The sequence below is a fragment of the Kitasatospora sp. NPDC051914 genome (assembly GCF_040680995.1).
Lineage (GTDB): Bacteria > Actinomycetota > Actinomycetes > Streptomycetales > Streptomycetaceae > Kitasatospora.
In genome coordinates, this window is sequence record NZ_JBFAXX010000001.1 from 1 (window position 1) to 16,458 (window position 16,458).

Annotated in this window: 8 protein-coding genes and 1 riboswitch; of the genes, 1 reads left to right on the forward strand and 7 read right to left on the reverse strand. The window is 77.2% G+C overall.

Going from position 1 to position 16,458, the window contains the following annotated elements:
* Nucleotides 1–101: 101 nt before the first annotated feature.
* The 6 genes from AB0M03_RS00005 to AB0M03_RS00030 form a co-directional block, all read right to left on the reverse strand.
* On the reverse strand, nucleotides 102–2,009 hold the full coding sequence (locus AB0M03_RS00005; RefSeq protein WP_363486609.1) for a hypothetical protein: 1,908 nt from the start codon (nucleotides 2,007–2,009) through the stop codon (nucleotides 102–104).
* Complete coding sequence (locus AB0M03_RS00010) at nucleotides 2,006–5,593, reverse strand: DUF5682 family protein (protein WP_363486611.1); 3,588 nt, start codon at nucleotides 5,591–5,593, stop codon at nucleotides 2,006–2,008. Before AB0M03_RS00010 ends, AB0M03_RS00005 begins: the two co-directional genes overlap by 4 nt.
* Nucleotides 5,590–6,759 carry an AAA family ATPase gene (locus AB0M03_RS00015; RefSeq protein WP_363486613.1) on the reverse strand — a complete coding sequence of 390 codons (1,170 nt, stop codon included), beginning with the start codon at nucleotides 6,757–6,759 and terminating at the stop codon, nucleotides 5,590–5,592. The genes AB0M03_RS00010 and AB0M03_RS00015 overlap by 4 nt, the downstream gene beginning before the upstream one ends.
* A 103-nt stretch (nucleotides 6,760–6,862) precedes the next feature.
* Nucleotides 6,863–11,800, reverse strand: a complete 4,938-nt coding sequence (locus AB0M03_RS00020) for a DNA-binding protein (RefSeq protein ID WP_363486615.1) — start codon at nucleotides 11,798–11,800, stop codon at nucleotides 6,863–6,865.
* On the reverse strand, nucleotides 11,797–12,660 hold the full coding sequence (locus AB0M03_RS00025) for a DUF4132 domain-containing protein (RefSeq protein WP_363486617.1): 864 nt from the start codon (nucleotides 12,658–12,660) through the stop codon (nucleotides 11,797–11,799). The genes AB0M03_RS00020 and AB0M03_RS00025 overlap by 4 nt, the downstream gene beginning before the upstream one ends.
* 354 nt (nucleotides 12,661–13,014) lie before the next feature.
* Nucleotides 13,015–13,773: an ion channel gene (locus AB0M03_RS00030; protein ID WP_363486619.1), complete on the reverse strand. Its 759-nt coding sequence runs from the start codon at nucleotides 13,771–13,773 to the stop codon at nucleotides 13,015–13,017.
* Nucleotides 13,774–14,100: 327 nt separating this feature from the next.
* A riboswitch (ZMP/ZTP riboswitch) is annotated at nucleotides 14,101–14,192 on the forward strand.
* A gap of 20 nt (nucleotides 14,193–14,212) precedes the next feature.
* On the opposite strand from AB0M03_RS00030, the gene AB0M03_RS00035 reads away from it, so the two are divergent.
* Complete coding sequence (locus AB0M03_RS00035; protein ID WP_363486621.1) at nucleotides 14,213–15,685, forward strand: glycine hydroxymethyltransferase; 1,473 nt, start codon at nucleotides 14,213–14,215, stop codon at nucleotides 15,683–15,685.
* Nucleotides 15,686–15,762: 77 nt separating this feature from the next.
* Here AB0M03_RS00035 and AB0M03_RS00040 read toward each other — a convergent pair whose 3' ends face one another.
* Nucleotides 15,763–16,428 (reverse strand): NAD(P)-binding domain-containing protein, encoded by a 666-nt coding sequence (locus AB0M03_RS00040; RefSeq protein WP_363486623.1) that lies wholly within the window; start codon nucleotides 16,426–16,428, stop codon nucleotides 15,763–15,765.
* Between the last annotated feature and the right edge of the window lie 30 nt (nucleotides 16,429–16,458).

Consider the following 16,458-nt stretch of genomic DNA (forward strand, 5'->3'; position numbering starts at 1 on the left):
GGCTGATCACCCCGCCGGACCCGGTCGTCGCCCGCGCCGGCGCCACCCGGGTCGGGGCCCCCGCCCGCGCCCCCCGCCCCGCCCCCCCCCCACGGCGGGGATCAGCCGGTTTCGCGGCTGCGCCAGGTGGCCCGGACGAGCTCCCGCTCGGCGCCCGTGAGGTGGACGGCGGCGGCGAGCCAGCGCTCCGCGTACCGGTCGGCGCTGGCCTCGCCGAGCCGCCCGAACACGTCGCGCTGCCTCCGGTCGGCCTCCTCCGCCAGGGCGGTGGTGAGCTCCGCGGCGGTACGGAAGCCGGTGCGGCGCAGCGCCGCGGCGTCCGTCCGGGCGCCGCCGCTGCGGGCGGACTCGGCGACCGCGCGCCGCCCGCCGGAGACGGCGAGCTCCACCTGGCGGCGGACCCGCCACAGCGGGGAGCCGTCCAGCGGGTCGGGCTCCGCGGCGACCACCGGCCCGTCGGCGGCCAGTTCCTCCGCGGACGGGAAGTTGGCGCCCTGCAGCAGGTCGTAGCCGAGGTCCGCGTGGCCCTGCCACTCCGGCGGCAGCTTCAGCGTGGCCGACGCCCCCGGCACGGGAGCGACCGCCAGCGGACGCAGGGTGGCGGCCCGGTCCGGCTCGACCCGGCCGAGCACCCGCACCCGCAGGCCCGGGTGGGCGGCCAGCCGGGCGAGGTTGGCGGTGTGCGCCAGGTCGGGGTGGCGGTTGGCCGCCACCAGCCGGACGAGCGGGCCGTGCGGCGCACCCGTCTCCCGGTCCAGTTCGCGGGCGAGCAGGCAGTCGGCCTCCGCGCCGAGGACGACCAGGTCGCAGCCGACCGGCCGGCGCAGCCGCTCGGTCTGCTCCGGGTCGGCGAGCGGGCCGTCGGCGAGCCGGTCGGCGGCGGACTCGGCCAGCGGCCGGGAGAACAGCGCCGCCACCGGGCCCGAGCCCCAGCCCAGGCCGGCCACCGGGTTGGCCCGGACGCCGCGGCCGGAACCGAGCCTGCCGTCCGCGGAGACGGTCGCGCCGGAGACCAGCAGGCCGCCGCGGGACAGTCCGGCGTGGTCGAGGGCGGCCGACCCCACCGAGACGGGGGCGGTGCCGGCGCCGCGGGCCCGGGCGGGGCCACCCGGCTTGATGTCGGCGACCGACAGCCAGCGGCCGTCCTCGGTGACCAGGTGGGTCACCACGCCGCCGTAGCCGGTGGCGGTGAGCACCGGCTCGCGGAACACGCCGTGCACCCGCAGCGCACCGCCCGGCTTGTAGGCGCGGCGGGCCGTGCCGAGCAGCGCCGGGTCGGCCGGGCCGGAGCGCAACAGGGCGGTGGTGAGCAGGAGTTCGCGCAGTGCGGCGGCCAGGTCGGCGGTGCGGTGGCTGCTGTAGCGGGCGCGGGCGCTGCGCAGACCGCGCACCACCCGCAGTGCGGCGGCCTCGGCCCGGTGCAGGTCGGCCAGTCGTGCGGTGTGCGCGGCCCGCAGCAGTTCGGCCTGCGGGACGGCCCCGGCGGCCGGCACCCCGGCCGCGAGGACGGCCGCCGCGGCCGCCCACAGGTCGTCGGCCGCCCTCACCTGGGCGGGGGTCGGCCGGACGGGCGCGGGCGGTTCCGCGGCAGCCGGCGCCTGCCCGGCGGCCTCCTCGGCCGCGGGCGCACCGCCCTCGGCCTCGGCGCTCCCGGCCTGCGGGGCGGCCCCGGCGGCCGGCGGGTCGGCGATCGGGCAGCAGCCCAGCACGGCCGCCCGGTGCAGGCAGCGCGGTGCCAGCAGGCAGCTGCACTGCGCCTGGCCCTCCTCGGCCACCGTGCCGGCCGGACCGGGCAGCAGGGTCACCACGGTGTCCTCGCCGCACCGGACGCTCACCCCCGCACCGTCGGGCCCGGGGGCCAGGGGCAGCGCGGCGTACTGCTCCACGGTGGCGTCGAGCTTCTTGCGCAGACGGGACGTCAGGGACTCCACGGCCGCCGCCAGCACCTCGGGTGCGACGGGGGGCAGTCGGAGCTCGTCGGCAGCGGTCATCGCCTGTCCTTCGGTCATCGGGTGCCTCCGCGGAGGCGGTCGCCGACCCAGCGGGCGAGGGCGAGCGGGCTGAGGGCGGCCACCGGCATGCCGGCGGCGACGAGCTGCCGGGCGACGGGCACCGAGTAGCGCGGCGTGCCGGTGTCGTCGAGTGCCGCGCAGCCCATCAGGTGCACCCCGGAGGAGGCCAGCGCGCGGACCTCGCCGAGCAGGCCGCCGAGCGGGTAGCCCTCCTCGAAGTCGCTGACGACCACGACGAGGGTGCGGCTGGGCACGGTCACCAGCGACCGCGCGTGGGCGAGCGCGGCGCCGATGTGGGTGCCGCCGCCGACCTTGACCTCCAGCAGCAGCGACAGCGGGTCGGAGACCTTGTCGGTCAGGTCGGCGACCTGGGTGGAGAAGGCCAGGAAGTGGGTGGAGAGGGTCGGCACGCCGCCCAGCACCGCCGCGGTCAGGGCGGACCAGATGACCGAGGCCTCCATCGACCCGGACACGTCGACCACCAGGATCAGCCGCCAGTCGGCCTCCCGCCGGGAGCGGGTGCTGAACACCGGCTGCTCGGGCACCACGACCGTCCGGCCGTCCTCCAGCCGGCGGGTGTGGGCCAGGTTGGCCCGCAGGGTGCGCGGCAGGTCGATCCGGCCGCCGGGGCGGCGGGTCGGCCGCGGGGTGGCCAGGCCGGTCATGGCCGGGCGCAGCCGGGTGGCGAGCTCGCGGGCGAGTTCGTCCACCAGGCGGCGCACCAGCGGGCGCAGCTTGTTCAGCTGGTGCTCGGGCATGCCGCCGGCCAGGTTGAGGACGGAGGTCAGCAGTTCCATCGACGGGCGGACGGCCGACGGGTCGATCTCGGCGAGCACGTCGGTGCGGCCGGTGTCCGCGGCGGCGGCGAGCACCTCCTCGCGGACGTCGGCGCCGAAGAGCGCCTCCAGCTCCTCCGACCACTCGCGGGCGGTGGGGAAGGATGCCTCCTGGCCGCCGCCGCCGCTGCCGGAGCCGGTGTCGAGGTCGGCGGCGCCCTCGCCGCGCCCGGCGCCGTACAGCTCGTCCAGGGCGTGCGCGTAGCGGCGGGCGCCCTCGGGCAGGCGCTCGGGCTCGCGGCCGAGCAGCAGGCGCCAGCGGTCGGCCGGCGAGAGCCGGTCCGGTGCGGCGGCGCCGTCCGCGGGCTGCGCGTCCTCCGGCCGGGTCCCGGCGGTACCGGACTCGGTCCCGGGGGTGTCGGGCCCGGTCCCGGTGGTGTCGGCGGTGTCCGTTCCGGGGGTGCCGGGCCCGGTGCCGGGCAGACCGAGGGCGGCGAGGGCCTCGGCGGCGGCGGTGTCCGCCGCCGCCCACAGGGCGATCAGCTCGGCGGGGGCGGCGAGCGTCAGGTCGAGGCGCTCGCCGAGCCGTTCGGTGACGGTGTCCAGGAGCCGGCCGCGCCCGGCCGGGCTGAGCGCGTCGAAGCCGGCCCGCAGGGCGGGCAGCCGCTCCAGGAAGCCCCGGTCCGGCAGGGCGTCGATGCGCCCCATCAGCGGGTCGAGCGCGTCCGGCGCGTACTGCAGCAGCGGGCCGCCCGCGGTGAGCAGGCCGGTCAGCAGCCGGGCGAGCCGGCGGCGCCCCTCGGCGTCGGCGGCGGCGTCGACCCAGCCGGCGGCGCGGGCGCCGAGGCGGTCCGCGGTGTCCAGGTCGAGCAGCACGCGGGCGGCCAGGGCCGCGCCCTGGACGAGCGGGGAGCCCGTCCGGGCGAGGTCGGCGAGGGCGTCGTCCATGCGCAGGCCGAGCCGGTGGTCGCCGGCCCGGGTGGCGAGGGCGACCAGGGCGGCGGCGTCCGCCGGGTCCTCGCTGCCGGCCAGGCCGGGCAGGCCGCGGACGGCGGCGTCCAGCAGGACGACGGCCAGCTCGGCGGCCTGTGCCCGGCTCTGCTCGGTGGTGCCGGGCAGGTGGGAGAGCCGCAGTGCCTCCAACAGGTCCAGCGCGTCGAGGAGTTCGGGCAGGGTCGCGGAGGCGGGCAGCAGCTCCCCGGCCTCGGTGAGCCGTTCGGCGACGAGGCCGGGCAGGTCGCAGCCGGCGGCGGCGCGCAGCCCCTTCAGCACCTGGCGGCAGGTCGGGCCGCCGTCCGCGGCCTGGTGGCGCGCGGTCTCCCGGAGGGTGCCGGCGGCGGCGAGTTCGGCGGTGACGCCGCGCACGCCGGCCAGGTCGAGCCGGGCGGCGGTGGACGGCGTCCAGGACATCCGCCAGCGGGTGGTCAGCGCGGTCGCGTCGCCGGTGCCGGCCACCTCCAGCGGCTTGCCGTAGTCGATGCCGCAGACTGCGAGGCGCTGCAGCAGCACCTCGCGGCGCCGGTCCAGCGGGGAGCGCTGCGGGTCGAGGCGCAGCTCGCGGGAGTCCGGGTCGTCCGGGCAGGGCAGGCGCAGCTCGGCGAGCTCCGCCTCCACGGACGGGCCGAGGCCCGAGCGCGGGGTGCCGGGGGCGAGCCGACCGCGGTCGGCGCCGACCAGGACGGCCTCCAGGGCCTTGGCGAGGGCCCGGCCTCGGCCGAGCGGTTCGCCCTGGCCGAGCACGGCGGTGACCGCCTCCAGCAGCTCGCCGCGGCCGGGGGCCGGGAGGTTGCGCAGCCGGGCGAGGTCGCAGGCGAGGCGCAGGGTCTCGGCGGCCTCGCCGGTGCCGGCGGGGTGGCCGGCGGCGCGCAGCTCCCGGCAGATGTCGGTGATCGCCCGGGCGGCGGCCTCCTGCACCCCGTCCGGGTCGCCCTGCGCGGCCAGCACCTGCTGCTGCCAGCGGGGGTCGCGGATGCCCGCCGGGTAGCCGGAGCGGGCGTCGAGCAGGCCGAAGGTGTAGGGGACGAGCGAGGTGACCGGGCCGCCCTCGGCGGGTGCCGGGGCCGGCACGTCCTCCACGGTGCCGGCGACGGGGCCGACGGGCAGGGCGGGCCCGTGGAAGGCGCCGACGACCGCGGCGACCCGGCGTCCGCCGGCGGCGGCCTCCGCGATCACCTTGCGCATGTGGGCCTCGCGGGCGAGGTCGCGGGCGGGCACGCCGCCGCGCTCGGCCGCGTCCCGGCGCAGCGCCCAGCCGACGGCGAGGGCGGCGCGGCGCACGGCCTCCGGCTCGCTGCCGGGGGCGCGCACCTCGACGGAGCGGTCCCACAGGTCGTCGCCGTCGCGGCCGGTGCCGGCCGCCTCCAGGGCGTCCGCGTACGCGGTGCCGGCGGCGCGGGCAGGGGCGGAGTCCGGCGCGGGCGCCGACTCCCGGTCCCGGTCGGCCATCGGCAGGTCGCAGCAGCGCACCTCGACGCCGTGCTCGCGGGCCCAGCGGATCGCGGCGAGCTCCGGCGAGAAGTCGGCGAACGGGTAGAAGCCGAGCCGGCCGTCGCCGTCCGCCCCGGCCAGGGCGACGGGGGCGACGGTGCCGGGGTCGGCGAGGTGCGGCAGCCACCGCTGGAAGTCGGTCGGCAGCTCCACGCAGACCACCTGCGGGTCGGCCTTGTCGAGCAGTGCGGGCACCACCGCGGCCAGGGCCGGGCTGTGGTGCCGCACGCCGATCAGGTAGGGCGCCGCGGAGGCGGCGAGCGCCTCCACGGCCTCCCGCGGGTCGGCGGTGTCCTCAGTGGTACGGGGGTCGGTCACCGCAGGTTCTCCCGCAGGTCCCACAGGCGGCGCCACATCGCGGAGCCGTCCTCGGCGCGGCGGCGCACCGGGCCGTCCCAGTAGCCGAGCAGGCGGCCGTGGTCGGCCGGGTCGTCCTTGCGGACGGCGCCGAGCAGGTGCCCCGGGACCAGGTCGAGGACGTCGCCGCCGGACAGGTAGGCGCGGGCCAGGCCGAGCGAGGCGGCGACGTGCACGGCCTCGGCGGTGGACATCACGGTGCCCGGGCGCTCGACGTCCCAGCCCTCGGCGGAGCGGCCGGTGCGCAGGTCCCGGAAGACGGTGACGAGCACGTCGAGCACGGAGTCGTCGACGCCGAAGGCGGCGCCGGCGCGCTGCACGGCCGCGGTCGCCTGGGTGCGGACCAGCTCGGTCTCGGCGTCGGCGTCGGCGATCGGGTGGACCGTCTCGAAGTTGAAGCGGCGCTTGAGGGCGGCGGACATCTCGGAGACGCCCCGGTCGCGCAGGTTGGCGGTGGCGATCACGGTGAAGCCGGGTACGGCGGCGACGGTGGCGTCCGCGGTGCCGGCGAGCTCGGGCACGCTGACCCGGCGGTCGGAGAGGATCGACACCAGCGCGTCCTGCACCTCGGGCAGGCAGCGGGTGACCTCCTCGATCCGGGCGACCTTGCCGCTGCGCATCGCGGTCATCACCGGCGAGGCGACCAGCGCCTGCGGGGTGGGGCCCTGGGCGAGCAGCAGCGCGTAGTTCCAGCCGTAGCGGAAGGCGTCCTCGGTGGTGCCGGCGGTGCCCTGCACGGTGAGCTCGCTGGTACCGCTGACCGCGGCGGACAGCAGCTCGGAGAGCATCGACTTGGCGGTGCCGGGCTCGCCGACGAGCAGCAGGCCGCGCTCGCCCGCGAGAGTGACGACGCAGCGCTCCACCAGGGCGCGCTCGCCGACGAACTTCGGGGCGATGACCAGCTTGGCGGGCAGGGCGCCGTCCTGGCGGCGCTTCGGCGGCAGGGTGAGGGCCTCGCCGTCGCTGCCGCACACGAAGGTGACCACGGCGCTCGGGGTGAGCGCCCAGCCGGGCGGGCGGGGGCCCTCGTCGTGGGCGGCGAGGAAGGCGAGTTCGGCGGCGTACCGCTCCTCGGCCGGCAGGATCTGCCGGGCCTGCGGGGCCGTCTGATCGGTCGTCGGGGTCATGGGTTCGGTCCTTAGGTCCAGGGATGGGGATGTGGCGGGGCAGGGGGTGCGGCCGTTGCCTGTCGCGGCACTGGTGCCGCACCCCCGGGTGCCCGGTGCTCCGTCAGCGGCGCCGGCCGCGGCGCGCCTTGGGCGCCTTCAGCTGCTGGAAGCGCGGCAGGTCGCCGTCGAGCAGGCGCTGCCAGGCCCGGCGGTACAGCTCGGCCGCGGGCTCGGCGGGCATCAGCACGCCCAGCGCGGTGGAGCCGCCGCCGAACAGCGGGAGCTTCCAGGTCTCCAGCGGCAGGTGCGGGCTGCGCTGCTCGGTCCAGCCACCGGGCAGGAAGAGCGTGCGTCCGGCGCGGACCCGGGTGGCCTGCACCACCAGGTCGGTCGCCGCGAGTTCGGCGCGGGCGGCCTTGATCCGGGCCGGCCGCCAGCCCGTCCAGCGGGAGGTGTTGCGGTCGGTCGGGTCGGGCATGGCCAGCAGCATCAGGTAGAGCGCGGCGGCGTCCGCGCCGAGGCCGTGCCGCTCGGCGGCGTCCGCGACCAGGTCGGGCACCGAGCGGGTCGGGTCCTGCGGCCACCAGGTGCCGTCCTTGCCGCGCTCGCCGGCCACGGGCTCGCCCGGGTCGCCGAGCAGGGCCTCGAAGTCGGCCGAGCGCGCCGTCCGCAGGGCGGCCTCGGCGGGGAACGGCTCGGCGCCGTTCTCCCGCAGCGCGGGCAGGTGCGGGTCCTCGCCGGCCGCGTCGAGCAGCGCCGTCCGGATGCCGGGGGCGGGCTGGTTGTCGTAGGTGGCCATGACGACCGCGCCCCACCGCTCGTAGCCCTCGCCGACCTCGGTCGGCGCGCCCGCGACCTTGCGGAACTGCGGCAGGCTCACGTACCGGCCGAGGTCGAGCATCAGCTCGGGGTTGGCGAGCCGGGCGCGGACGGCGGTGAGCGCGGCCGGCAGCGAGGCCCGCAGCGGGTCGCCGGCCGGCAGGCGGTGGGCCAGCCAGGCGCTCATCGCGAGCGCACCGACCAGGGTGGCCGCGGTGAAGCCGCTGCCGGAGCCCTCGACCGGCACCACCCGGTCGTTGCGGACCGTCCAGGCCAGGTCCTCGGTGAGCTCCTTGGCCCGGGCCGGGTCCAGCACGCCGGCCAGCGCCTGGCGGGCGCCCCAGCCGGTGCGCACGGCGCGGACGGCCTCCGCCAGCAGCGCCTCCGGGACGGCGACCCGGGGGCCGACCAGCTCGTTCCACACCGCGGCGGCGGCCGCCACGTCCGGGCCCTCGGTCCACAGCAGGGCCGGGTCGGCCGGCACCAGTGCGGCGAGCACCCGGCGGCAGGTCCCGGCGCCCAGGCTGCGCAGCTCGTCGCGGGCGACCGCGGCGTCCGTGACCTTCAGCCCGAGCATCGCGCGGGTCTCGGACGGCAGGAAGTTCCGCTCCCACATCTCGATCCGCGGCATGCCGGACACCACCAGGGAGGCCATGGTGACGGTGACGCCGGTGAGCTCGGCGAACCGCGCGGCGGCCTCCGGGAACCACGGCGCCGGCTCGCGGTCGGCGGCGTACGCCAGCAGGGCCGCCGCCCGGCCGTCCCCGGCGGTGCCGCCCAGCGGCTCGCAGGACAGCAGGGTGTACGGCGCCGGCGCCTCGAAGCGGCCGGACGGGTCGTGGAACAGCACGGTCGACTCGGTGTCGCCGTTGGTCGCCACGTCGCCGTCGACGAACAGCAGGAACGCGCCGCCGCCGAGCTGCAGCAGCATGTCGCGGTCGCCGTTGCGGGTCGAGCCGTCGCGGCCGGCCAGGTGGGCGGCCCCGACGTGCAGCCTGGCGGTGCGCCAGTGCGCCGTCCCCGCGGGGTCGGTGAGGCCCACGCCGGCCAGCACCTCGAACAGGCCGCGCAGGGCCGCGCGGTCCTCGGGCGTGCTGGTGGCGGACACCGCGCGCAGCGCGGTCGCCATGGGCAGCTGGGGCAGCTTCTGCCAGGCCACCCGCTCGTACGGCGTCTCGGTCCCGTCCAGGTGCACGGTGCCGGGTGCGGTGGCCTCGGCCTCGGCGGAGGCGGCCCGGGCCAGGAAACGCACCTGCTCGGCGGTGTAGCGGCTCTGGTGCGCGTTGTACCAGGAGGACACCAGGCCGAGGCCGCTGAGCGCTGGCTGCAGCTCCTCGTCGCCGGGGCCGGGGGCCTCCTCGACCGGGACGGCGCCGCCGGAGAGCTCCAGCTCCAGGCGCTCGGTGACGGCGGCGAGCCGCTGCTGCGGGCCGGCCGCGTAGCGCAGCAGACCGGCGATACCGGCCAGCAGCCGCTCGTCGGTGACCTCCGGCAGCACCGCGCGGATCGCCGCGACGAGCTCCGCGGGGCGCTGCGGGTCGTCCTCGGCGGCGGCCTTGAGCAGCGCGGCGGCCGTGCCCTCGTCGATGCGGCGCAGCGCGGCGGAGCCCTGCGGGTCGCGCGGCTGCAGGTAGTGCCAATAGCGCAGCGGCGGCAGGATCAGCGTGCCCCGGGCGAACTCGCCGGGGACGTCGTCGGTGCGGACGGTGGCGGTGGTGGCGCCGTCCGCGTCGACCAGCCGGATGCCGTAGGTGCCGTTCTGGACGACGGCCTGCGGCCGCTCGGCGCCGGGGAACTGCACCAGGCGCAGCGGGCAGCCCCGGCCCGGCGGCAGGGTGATGCCGCGTCCGGCGAGGTCCTCGCCGCGGTGCGAGCCGTCGGCCAGGGTGAGGGTGCGCCAGCCGAGCAGGCCGTCCACCGGCGCGCCGCCGGGGGTGGTGTCGCCGGTCGGCGCGGGCATCACCCAGCCGCCGCAGACCTTGCTGTCCGCGGGGGCGTCCTTCAGCGCGTCGGCGAGGAAGGCGGGGTCGGCGACCCGGCCGACGGTGTCGGTCGCCGGGTCGTACTCGTGCCAGGCCCAGGGGGCCGTGCCGCCCGGGTCGGCCCACACCCAGAAGGAGCGGCCGTCGCCGATGATCCGGCGCTCGCCGGGCAGCGCGGTGTCCCCGGCGTGCACGGTGCCCCGGCCGCCGGTGCGCCCGCCGTCGGCGAGCGGCAGGCTGTAGGTGTTCAGCGAGCCCAGCCAGTAGGTGCGGGTGCCGCGGCGGGAGGTGTTCTCGGGCATGGTGAACACCTGGTCGGCGGCGGTGTGCCAGTAGCCGAGGAAGCGGCGGTTGTTGGCCTGCGACTGCCAGTGGACGAGCAGCGAGCCGTCCACGTAGTGGAAGCCGGTCTCGGCGGAGTCGCCGGCGGGGATCCGCAGGTCGTGGCTGAGCACGGTGCCCTCGGCGCCGAGCACCCGGGCCTGCGAGGGGCCGGCCGCGATCAGGTGCGGCCAGGCGTCGGCGACCACGATGTCGTCGACGTCCTTGCGGGGGACGAGCTCCGCGGCGGCCTCGTCCCAGGCCGGCCAGCCCAGTTCGTCGAGCACGCCGGCGCGCAGCGAGCGGGCGAGCACCGTCGACAGGTCGGTGGAGGCGGCGGCGCGGACCTCCTCCTCGGCGAGCGCCAGCACCTCGCCGGGCAGCCAGCCCAGCTTCTGGAAGGCGTTCGGCAGGTCGGGCAGGCCGACGGCGAGCGGCTGGCGGGCGACCTCGGCCATCCACTCGGCGAGCATCGGCCGGCCGCCGGGGGAGCGGGTCAGCAGCCCGAAGGTGCGCCGCCCCTCGGCGTTGTCGTAGATCTGGTGGGCGCCGCGCCGGAACGCCTCGCGGAACCGCGGGTCTGCGGCCAGGGCGGTCAGGTCGCGCCGGCCGTCGCCGTGCGCCCAGGAGTCCAGGCGCAGCGTGGTGTTCTCGGTCGGGTCGGCCACCGGCACGCCGAGCTCCAGCAGCTGGTCGAGCAGGTCGACGTCGGCGTCGGTGACCGGGACGGCGGTGCCGGCCTCCGTGTGCTCGGTGCGCAGCCGCTCGGCGATCCGGTCGACCAGCGGGTAGAGCACGGGTATCCGGGCGCGGGTGTTCCAGCGGTTGCCGCGCCAGGCGAGGAACCGGCCGAACCAGCCGGCGGTACCGTCCGAGGGACGCTGCTCCGCGGGCAGGGTGTCGTCGACGAGGCCCGCGGTCGCCCCGGACTCCTCCAGGATGCCCAGCCACAGGCCGGGCAGGTCCAGCTCCCAGCCGGTCGGCATCAGGTCGAGCAGCTTGCCGCGCCCGGCCGGGTCGCGCCGGCCGAGCGCCACCAGGCCGCCGCGGTGGCGGGTCCACCAGCCGGAGGCGGCGCGCAGCGTGGCGGGCAGGGTGAGCAGCTCGGCCAGGTAGTCGGCCTCGGCCGCCTCCGGGTCGGCCCCGGCGGCGCGGGCGAGCCGGCGCAGGTCGGTGGCCATCTGGGCGGACGGCTCGACACCGCCGGCGGTGCGGCGCACGCAGAGCAGGCGGAACCGGTCGAAGGCCTCCTGGGCGCTGACCCGGGCGGTCAGCTCCTTGGCGTACCCGGAGAGCACCTTGACGGGCAGTGCGCCGGCCAGCGCGAACTCCAGGAACACCGCGTCGGTGCGCTGCTCGTCCAGCCACAGGCCGTGCTGGGCCTCCGCCTTGCGGGCCCGGGTGAACAGCTGGGAGGCGAACTGGGTGTTCTCGACGCCGAGGAAGACCCGGCCGGCCTGCTCGAAGAAGGTCGGCAGGAAGTGCGGCACCGCCTCGGCGAGCTGCTCGCCGAGCTTGAGGTAGGCCTCCATGGCGGCCTTGGGCTTGGTGGAGGCGAGCTTGGCGACCCGCTCCATCTCCGGGACGATCGCCAGCGCGTGGTGGCCGTCCTCCGGGTGGTGGGCGAGCACGAACTCGGGGAAGCCGAGCGACTGGCGCTGGCCGACGCCGACCTCGACCGGGTCGCCGTCGCGCTCCAGGCCGAGGAAGCCGGCCACCAGGTCCTCGGCCTCGCCGAGCTCCTCCGGGACGAGCCGGACCACGACCCGCCCGTCCAGGCCGGGGTGGCGGTAGCTGCGCGCGGTCAGCGGCACGGCCCGCTCGCCCGCGCCTCGGGTGCCGGGCGGCAGTACGGCGCCCGCCTGCAGCAGTTCGGCGGCCTGCGCCCCGCTCGTCGCCATCGCCGTTCCCGCCCCCGTGTCCTTGTCCTTGCTCATGCGTTCGTGCCCTTCTCGACCGTGCGGCCCGCGTACAGCGCAGCGGCCATCCGCATCCCCTCCGACCAGGCGACCGGGCCGACCTCGGGCAGGGTCAGCAGCCGGCCCTCGCCGTCCCGCCAGCACAGCGAGCCGGTCTGCGAGTCGTTGTCCCAGTACTGCTCGCCGATCCACACCGCGGGCTCGACCGTCCGCTCGCCGTCGCGCACCCGGGAGGTCGCGTAGCCGCCGGAGACCCGGTAGCCGAGCGAACCCGCGCGGGCCGCCAGGCCGAACCGGGAGAACCGGCCGCCGGTGAACTCCTTGACCTCGGTGGCCTTCTCCGCCACCTCGGCCGGCTTCGCGAAGACCGCCCGGTGGATCTGGTCCACGCCCTGGACGACGCCCAGTTCGGCCGCGAACTCCCGCAGGTCCTCCAGGTCCTCCAGCAGCACGGGGTGCGGCAGGGTCACCGTGGCCGGGGAGATGCGGACGGTCTCGCCGTCCAGGTCCACCAGCCGCAGCTCGCCGTCGGCGGTCGCGTCGCGCAGGAAGCCGACCTCGTCCTCGCCGTCGCCGACGACCACCAGGTCGCGCAGCGCCGCCTGCCAGGCCTCGTCCGGCCAGACCCGGGCGATCACGCCGGTCGGCACCGGCAGCGAGGACACCATCCAGGCGTCGACCTGCTGCCGGCAGGACTCGGCGTGGCGGTCCAGCCAGGCGGTGAACCGGCGCAGCCGGTCCACCTCGGGGTGCTCGCGCACCGCCTTCGGCAGCGTTTTCAGCTGCTTGCCGGCGGAGCGCCCGGCGGTTGCCCGCGCCGTCACCCTGCCCTCCACCAGGGCGACCTCGTACCCGTCGCCCGCCGCCAGCCAACCCATGGCAGTCCCCACCTCGTGCTCGACATGTCGTCAGAAACCCCCGCAGCCGACCGGGGGTTCGAACACCCCGCCCGCGGTGATGTCGGAAACCTAGCGCCACCCGCGGACAACGCATCCCGCTGGGCGGTGCACGGGCCGCCGGGCGGCGCTCCGGAGGGGTTGCCGATACGGACGGCGAACGGGGCCGCAGGGTTGCGGCGGTCCGCGAGCGGTGTGCGGCGGCGGCGCGGACGCGGGCTCGTCGCTGCACGCACCAGACGGGCGCGGCACCCGCAACCGGCCGGCACGCCGCCGCGGCGCTGTGGTGCAGATCACAGCGCCCGGATGCGTCGCGGCCCTGAGTTGCTTCCCCGGTCAGGCGCTCGGGACGTGCTCCGCCTGCCCGCCCGGCTCGGTCTGCTGCTGGAGCTCCGCGACCTGGCGGCGCAGTTCGCGGACCTCCGCGGTCAGGTCCTGGATCGCCCGGTGGTTCAGGTGGTCGATCCGGTCCTCCGCCTCGAAACGGGACACGAACCACGCCGCGATGTTGGCCGTCACCACACCCAGCAGGGCGATCCCCGACAGCATCAGCGCCACCGCCAGCAGCCGCCCCAGCCCGGTGGTCGGCGTCAGGTCGCCGTACCCGACGGTGGTCATGGTGGTGAAGGACCACCAGAGCGCGTCCTCCAGGGTGCGGATGGTCGCGGTCGGGGAGGCCCGCTCGATCTCCAGCACGGCCAGCGAGCCGAACACCAGCAGCCCCATCACCACCCCCGCCACGTACGTCGTCAGCCGCACCTGCGAGGCCATCCGGACCCGCTGCCCGGCCAGCAGCAGCGTCGACACCAGCCGCAGCAGGCGCAGCGGCTGCACCAGCGGCAGCAGCACCGAGGCCAGGTCGAGCGGGCTGCGCCGGACGAACTGCCAGCGGTCCTCGGCCAGCACCAGCCGCGTCGCGTAGTCCAGCGCGAACGCGGCCCACACCGCCCATTCCGCCCAGGCCGCCCCGCCGAGCACCCACTCCGGCGCCCCGGGCGCGAGCACCGGCACCGCGTACGCGACGGCGAACAGCACCGAGAGTCCGATCAGCGGGGCCTGGGTGTGGCGCTCCCAGCGTTCACGTCGGGTCGTCATGTCCGGCCTTCCTCCGCGGGCACGAGCTGCGGGGGCCGGACAGCCGCGCCGCCGGCCCGCGGCACCGCACGGCGCACCCATGACGCCGGCGGCCGCCGCCGTGCCGGACGAACACCCTGGTCAACAGCCCCGCAGGCATCCTCCCACGGCGGCGCGCCGCCGATCGCCGCGATCGTCAGGACCGAGCGGATCCGCGAGCGCACCACGGACGCCGGGTGCACCGCCCCGGTGCACGGCCCCGGAGCGTCCTTCCCGTGGGGCCAGCCCGGCACGCCCGTCCGAGGGGCGGGCCCCTGGTGCCGACGCCCGGTCACGGTTGGTACGCTCCCGGTGAGCCGTGACTGGCGCGCAGGGATGGACTCGACCATCGGGGAGCGGCTCCGTGTCTCACGCTGTCGCCGTGCGCCTGGGCCGTTCGAATCGTCACGAGGAGACAGCCTTGGCCACCTCCGGCACCCCGTCCGCGCCGCACACCCAGGTCGACCCGACCGCGGGCACCGCCTTCCGCACCGCCATCGACACCGTCCGCGCCGTCGAACCCCGCGTCGCCGACGCCATCGGCGCCGAGATCGAGGACCAGCGGGCCTCCCTCAAGCTGATCGCCAGCGAGAACTACGCCTCCCCGGCCGTGCTGCTGGCCATGGGCAACTGGTTCAGCGACAAGTACGCCGAGGGCACCGTCGGCCGCCGCTTCTACGCCGGCTGCCGCAACGTCGACACCGTCGAGGCACTCGCCGCCGAACACGCCCGCGAGCTGTTCGGCGCCGAACACGCCTACGTCCAGCCGCACTCCGGCATCGACGCCAACCTGGTCGCCTTCTGGGCCGTACTCTCCCAGCGGGTGGAGAGCCCCGCGCTGCGCCGCGCCGAGGTCCGCCAGGTCAACGACCTCACCGAGCAGGACTGGGCCGAACTGCGCCGCGAACTCGGCAACCAGCGGCTGCTCGGCATGTCCCTGGACACCGGCGGCCACCTCACCCACGGCTTCCGGCCCAACATCTCCGGCAAGATGTTCGACCAGCGCAGCTACGGCACCGACCCGGCCACCGGCCTGATCGACTACGACGCGCTGCGCGCCACCGCCCGCGAGTTCCGCCCGCTGATCCTGGTCGCCGGCTACTCCGCCTACCCGCGGCTGGTCAACTTCCGCCTGATGCGGGAGATCGCCGACGAGGTCGGCGCCACCCTCATGGTCGACATGGCGCACTTCGCCGGCCTGGTCGCGGGCAAGGTCCTCACCGGCGACTTCGACCCGGTGCAGCACGCCCAGATCGTCACCACCACCACCCACAAGTCGCTCCGCGGCCCGCGCGGCGGCATGGTGCTGTGCACCTCCGAACTGGCCGAGCACGTCGACCGCGGCTGCCCGATGGTCCTCGGCGGCCCGCTCTCGCACGTGATGGCCGCCAAGGCCGTCGCCCTCGCGGAGGCCCGCCGCCCCGAATTCCGCGACTACGCGCAGCGCGTGGTGGACAACGCCCGCGCCCTCGCCGACGGCCTGCTGCGCCGCGGCGCCACCCTCGTCACCGGCGGCACCGACAACCACCTGGTGCTGGCCGACGTCTCCGGCTACGGCCTGACCGGCCGCCAGGCCGAGGCCGCCCTGCTGGACTCCGGCGTCGTCACCAACCGCAACGCCGTCCCGAACGACCCCAACGGCGCCTGGTACACCTCCGGCGTCCGGATCGGCACCCCGGCCCTCACCACCCGCGGCCTCGGCACCGCCGAAATGGACGAGATCGCCGACCTGATCGACACCGTCCTGCGCGGCACCACCCCCGCCACCACCGCCGCCGGCACCCCCTCCAAGGCCCAGTACGTCCTGGACGCCCGGATCCGCGACACCGTGGCCAAGCGCGCCACCGACCTGCTCGCCGGCTTCCCGCTCTACCCGGGCCTCGACCTGCTCTGACGACACGACGAACAAGGGACGCGTGGGGGCACCTCCCGGCCGAAGGCCGGGGACGCACCCCCACGCGCCCCTGACTCCTACGGTTCGTCGTCCACGGCGCCGGGGGCCAGGGCCGGGGCGGGGAAGGCGTGGCGGGTCTCGGCACCGGACCACCAGATGCCGATGGCGAGGACTGCGGTGGCTTCCAGCAGGGCAGCCCGGTCCAGGCCGCCGCAGGGCAGCGGTGTGCAGCCCATCGATCCGATCAGGTCCGCGGTCAGGACGACGGCGGCCGGGTCGTCCGCGCAGTACGGGACCGCCAGCGCCGCACCGCCGAACTCCGGCCGTGGCAGCGTCCAGATGCTCTCGTGGCAGATGCCGAAGGCCTTCGCCACCCGGGCGTCGGGGGCCGCCGCCGCGAGGCGGGCCGCAACGGAGTCCCGTCCGCCTGCCGTGGTCAGCACCGGTCCTGCGGCGCCGGGCGCCATCGGCACCGTGCAGTCCAGCAGCGTGCGCCCGGCGAGGTGCTGCGCCAGTCCCTCCACCACCTGCGGTGCGGCCTCGGCGGGCAGTGCCACCAGGACGGCCTCGCCGAAGCCCGCCGCTTCCGTCAGGCCGCCGTGCCGGGCGGCGCCCGCCACGGCCGCCGTCCGGGCCGCCGCCCTGCGGTCACGCCCGCCCACCAGGACCTCGTGCCCGGCCCGCACCCAGGCCCCGCCCAGGGCGGCCGCCATCGCGCCCGTACCGAGAATGCCGATCCGCATCGTCCGCTCCTCCTCACCGTGCGCCGCTCC

Coding starts and splice junctions, on each gene's coding strand:
- AB0M03_RS00020 (WP_363486615.1), bottom strand. CDS start 11,800: ATGAGCAAGGACAAGGACACGGGGGCGGGAACGGCGATGGCGACGAGC.
- AB0M03_RS00025 (WP_363486617.1), bottom strand. CDS start 12,660: ATGGGTTGGCTGGCGGCGGGCGACGGGTACGAGGTCGCCCTGGTGGAG.
- AB0M03_RS00015 (WP_363486613.1), bottom strand. CDS start 6,759: ATGACCCCGACGACCGATCAGACGGCCCCGCAGGCCCGGCAGATCCTG.
- AB0M03_RS00030 (WP_363486619.1), bottom strand. CDS start 13,773: ATGACGACCCGACGTGAACGCTGGGAGCGCCACACCCAGGCCCCGCTG.
- AB0M03_RS00040 (WP_363486623.1), bottom strand. CDS start 16,428: ATGCGGATCGGCATTCTCGGTACGGGCGCGATGGCGGCCGCCCTGGGC.
- AB0M03_RS00005 (WP_363486609.1), bottom strand. CDS start 2,009: ATGACCGAAGGACAGGCGATGACCGCTGCCGACGAGCTCCGACTGCCC.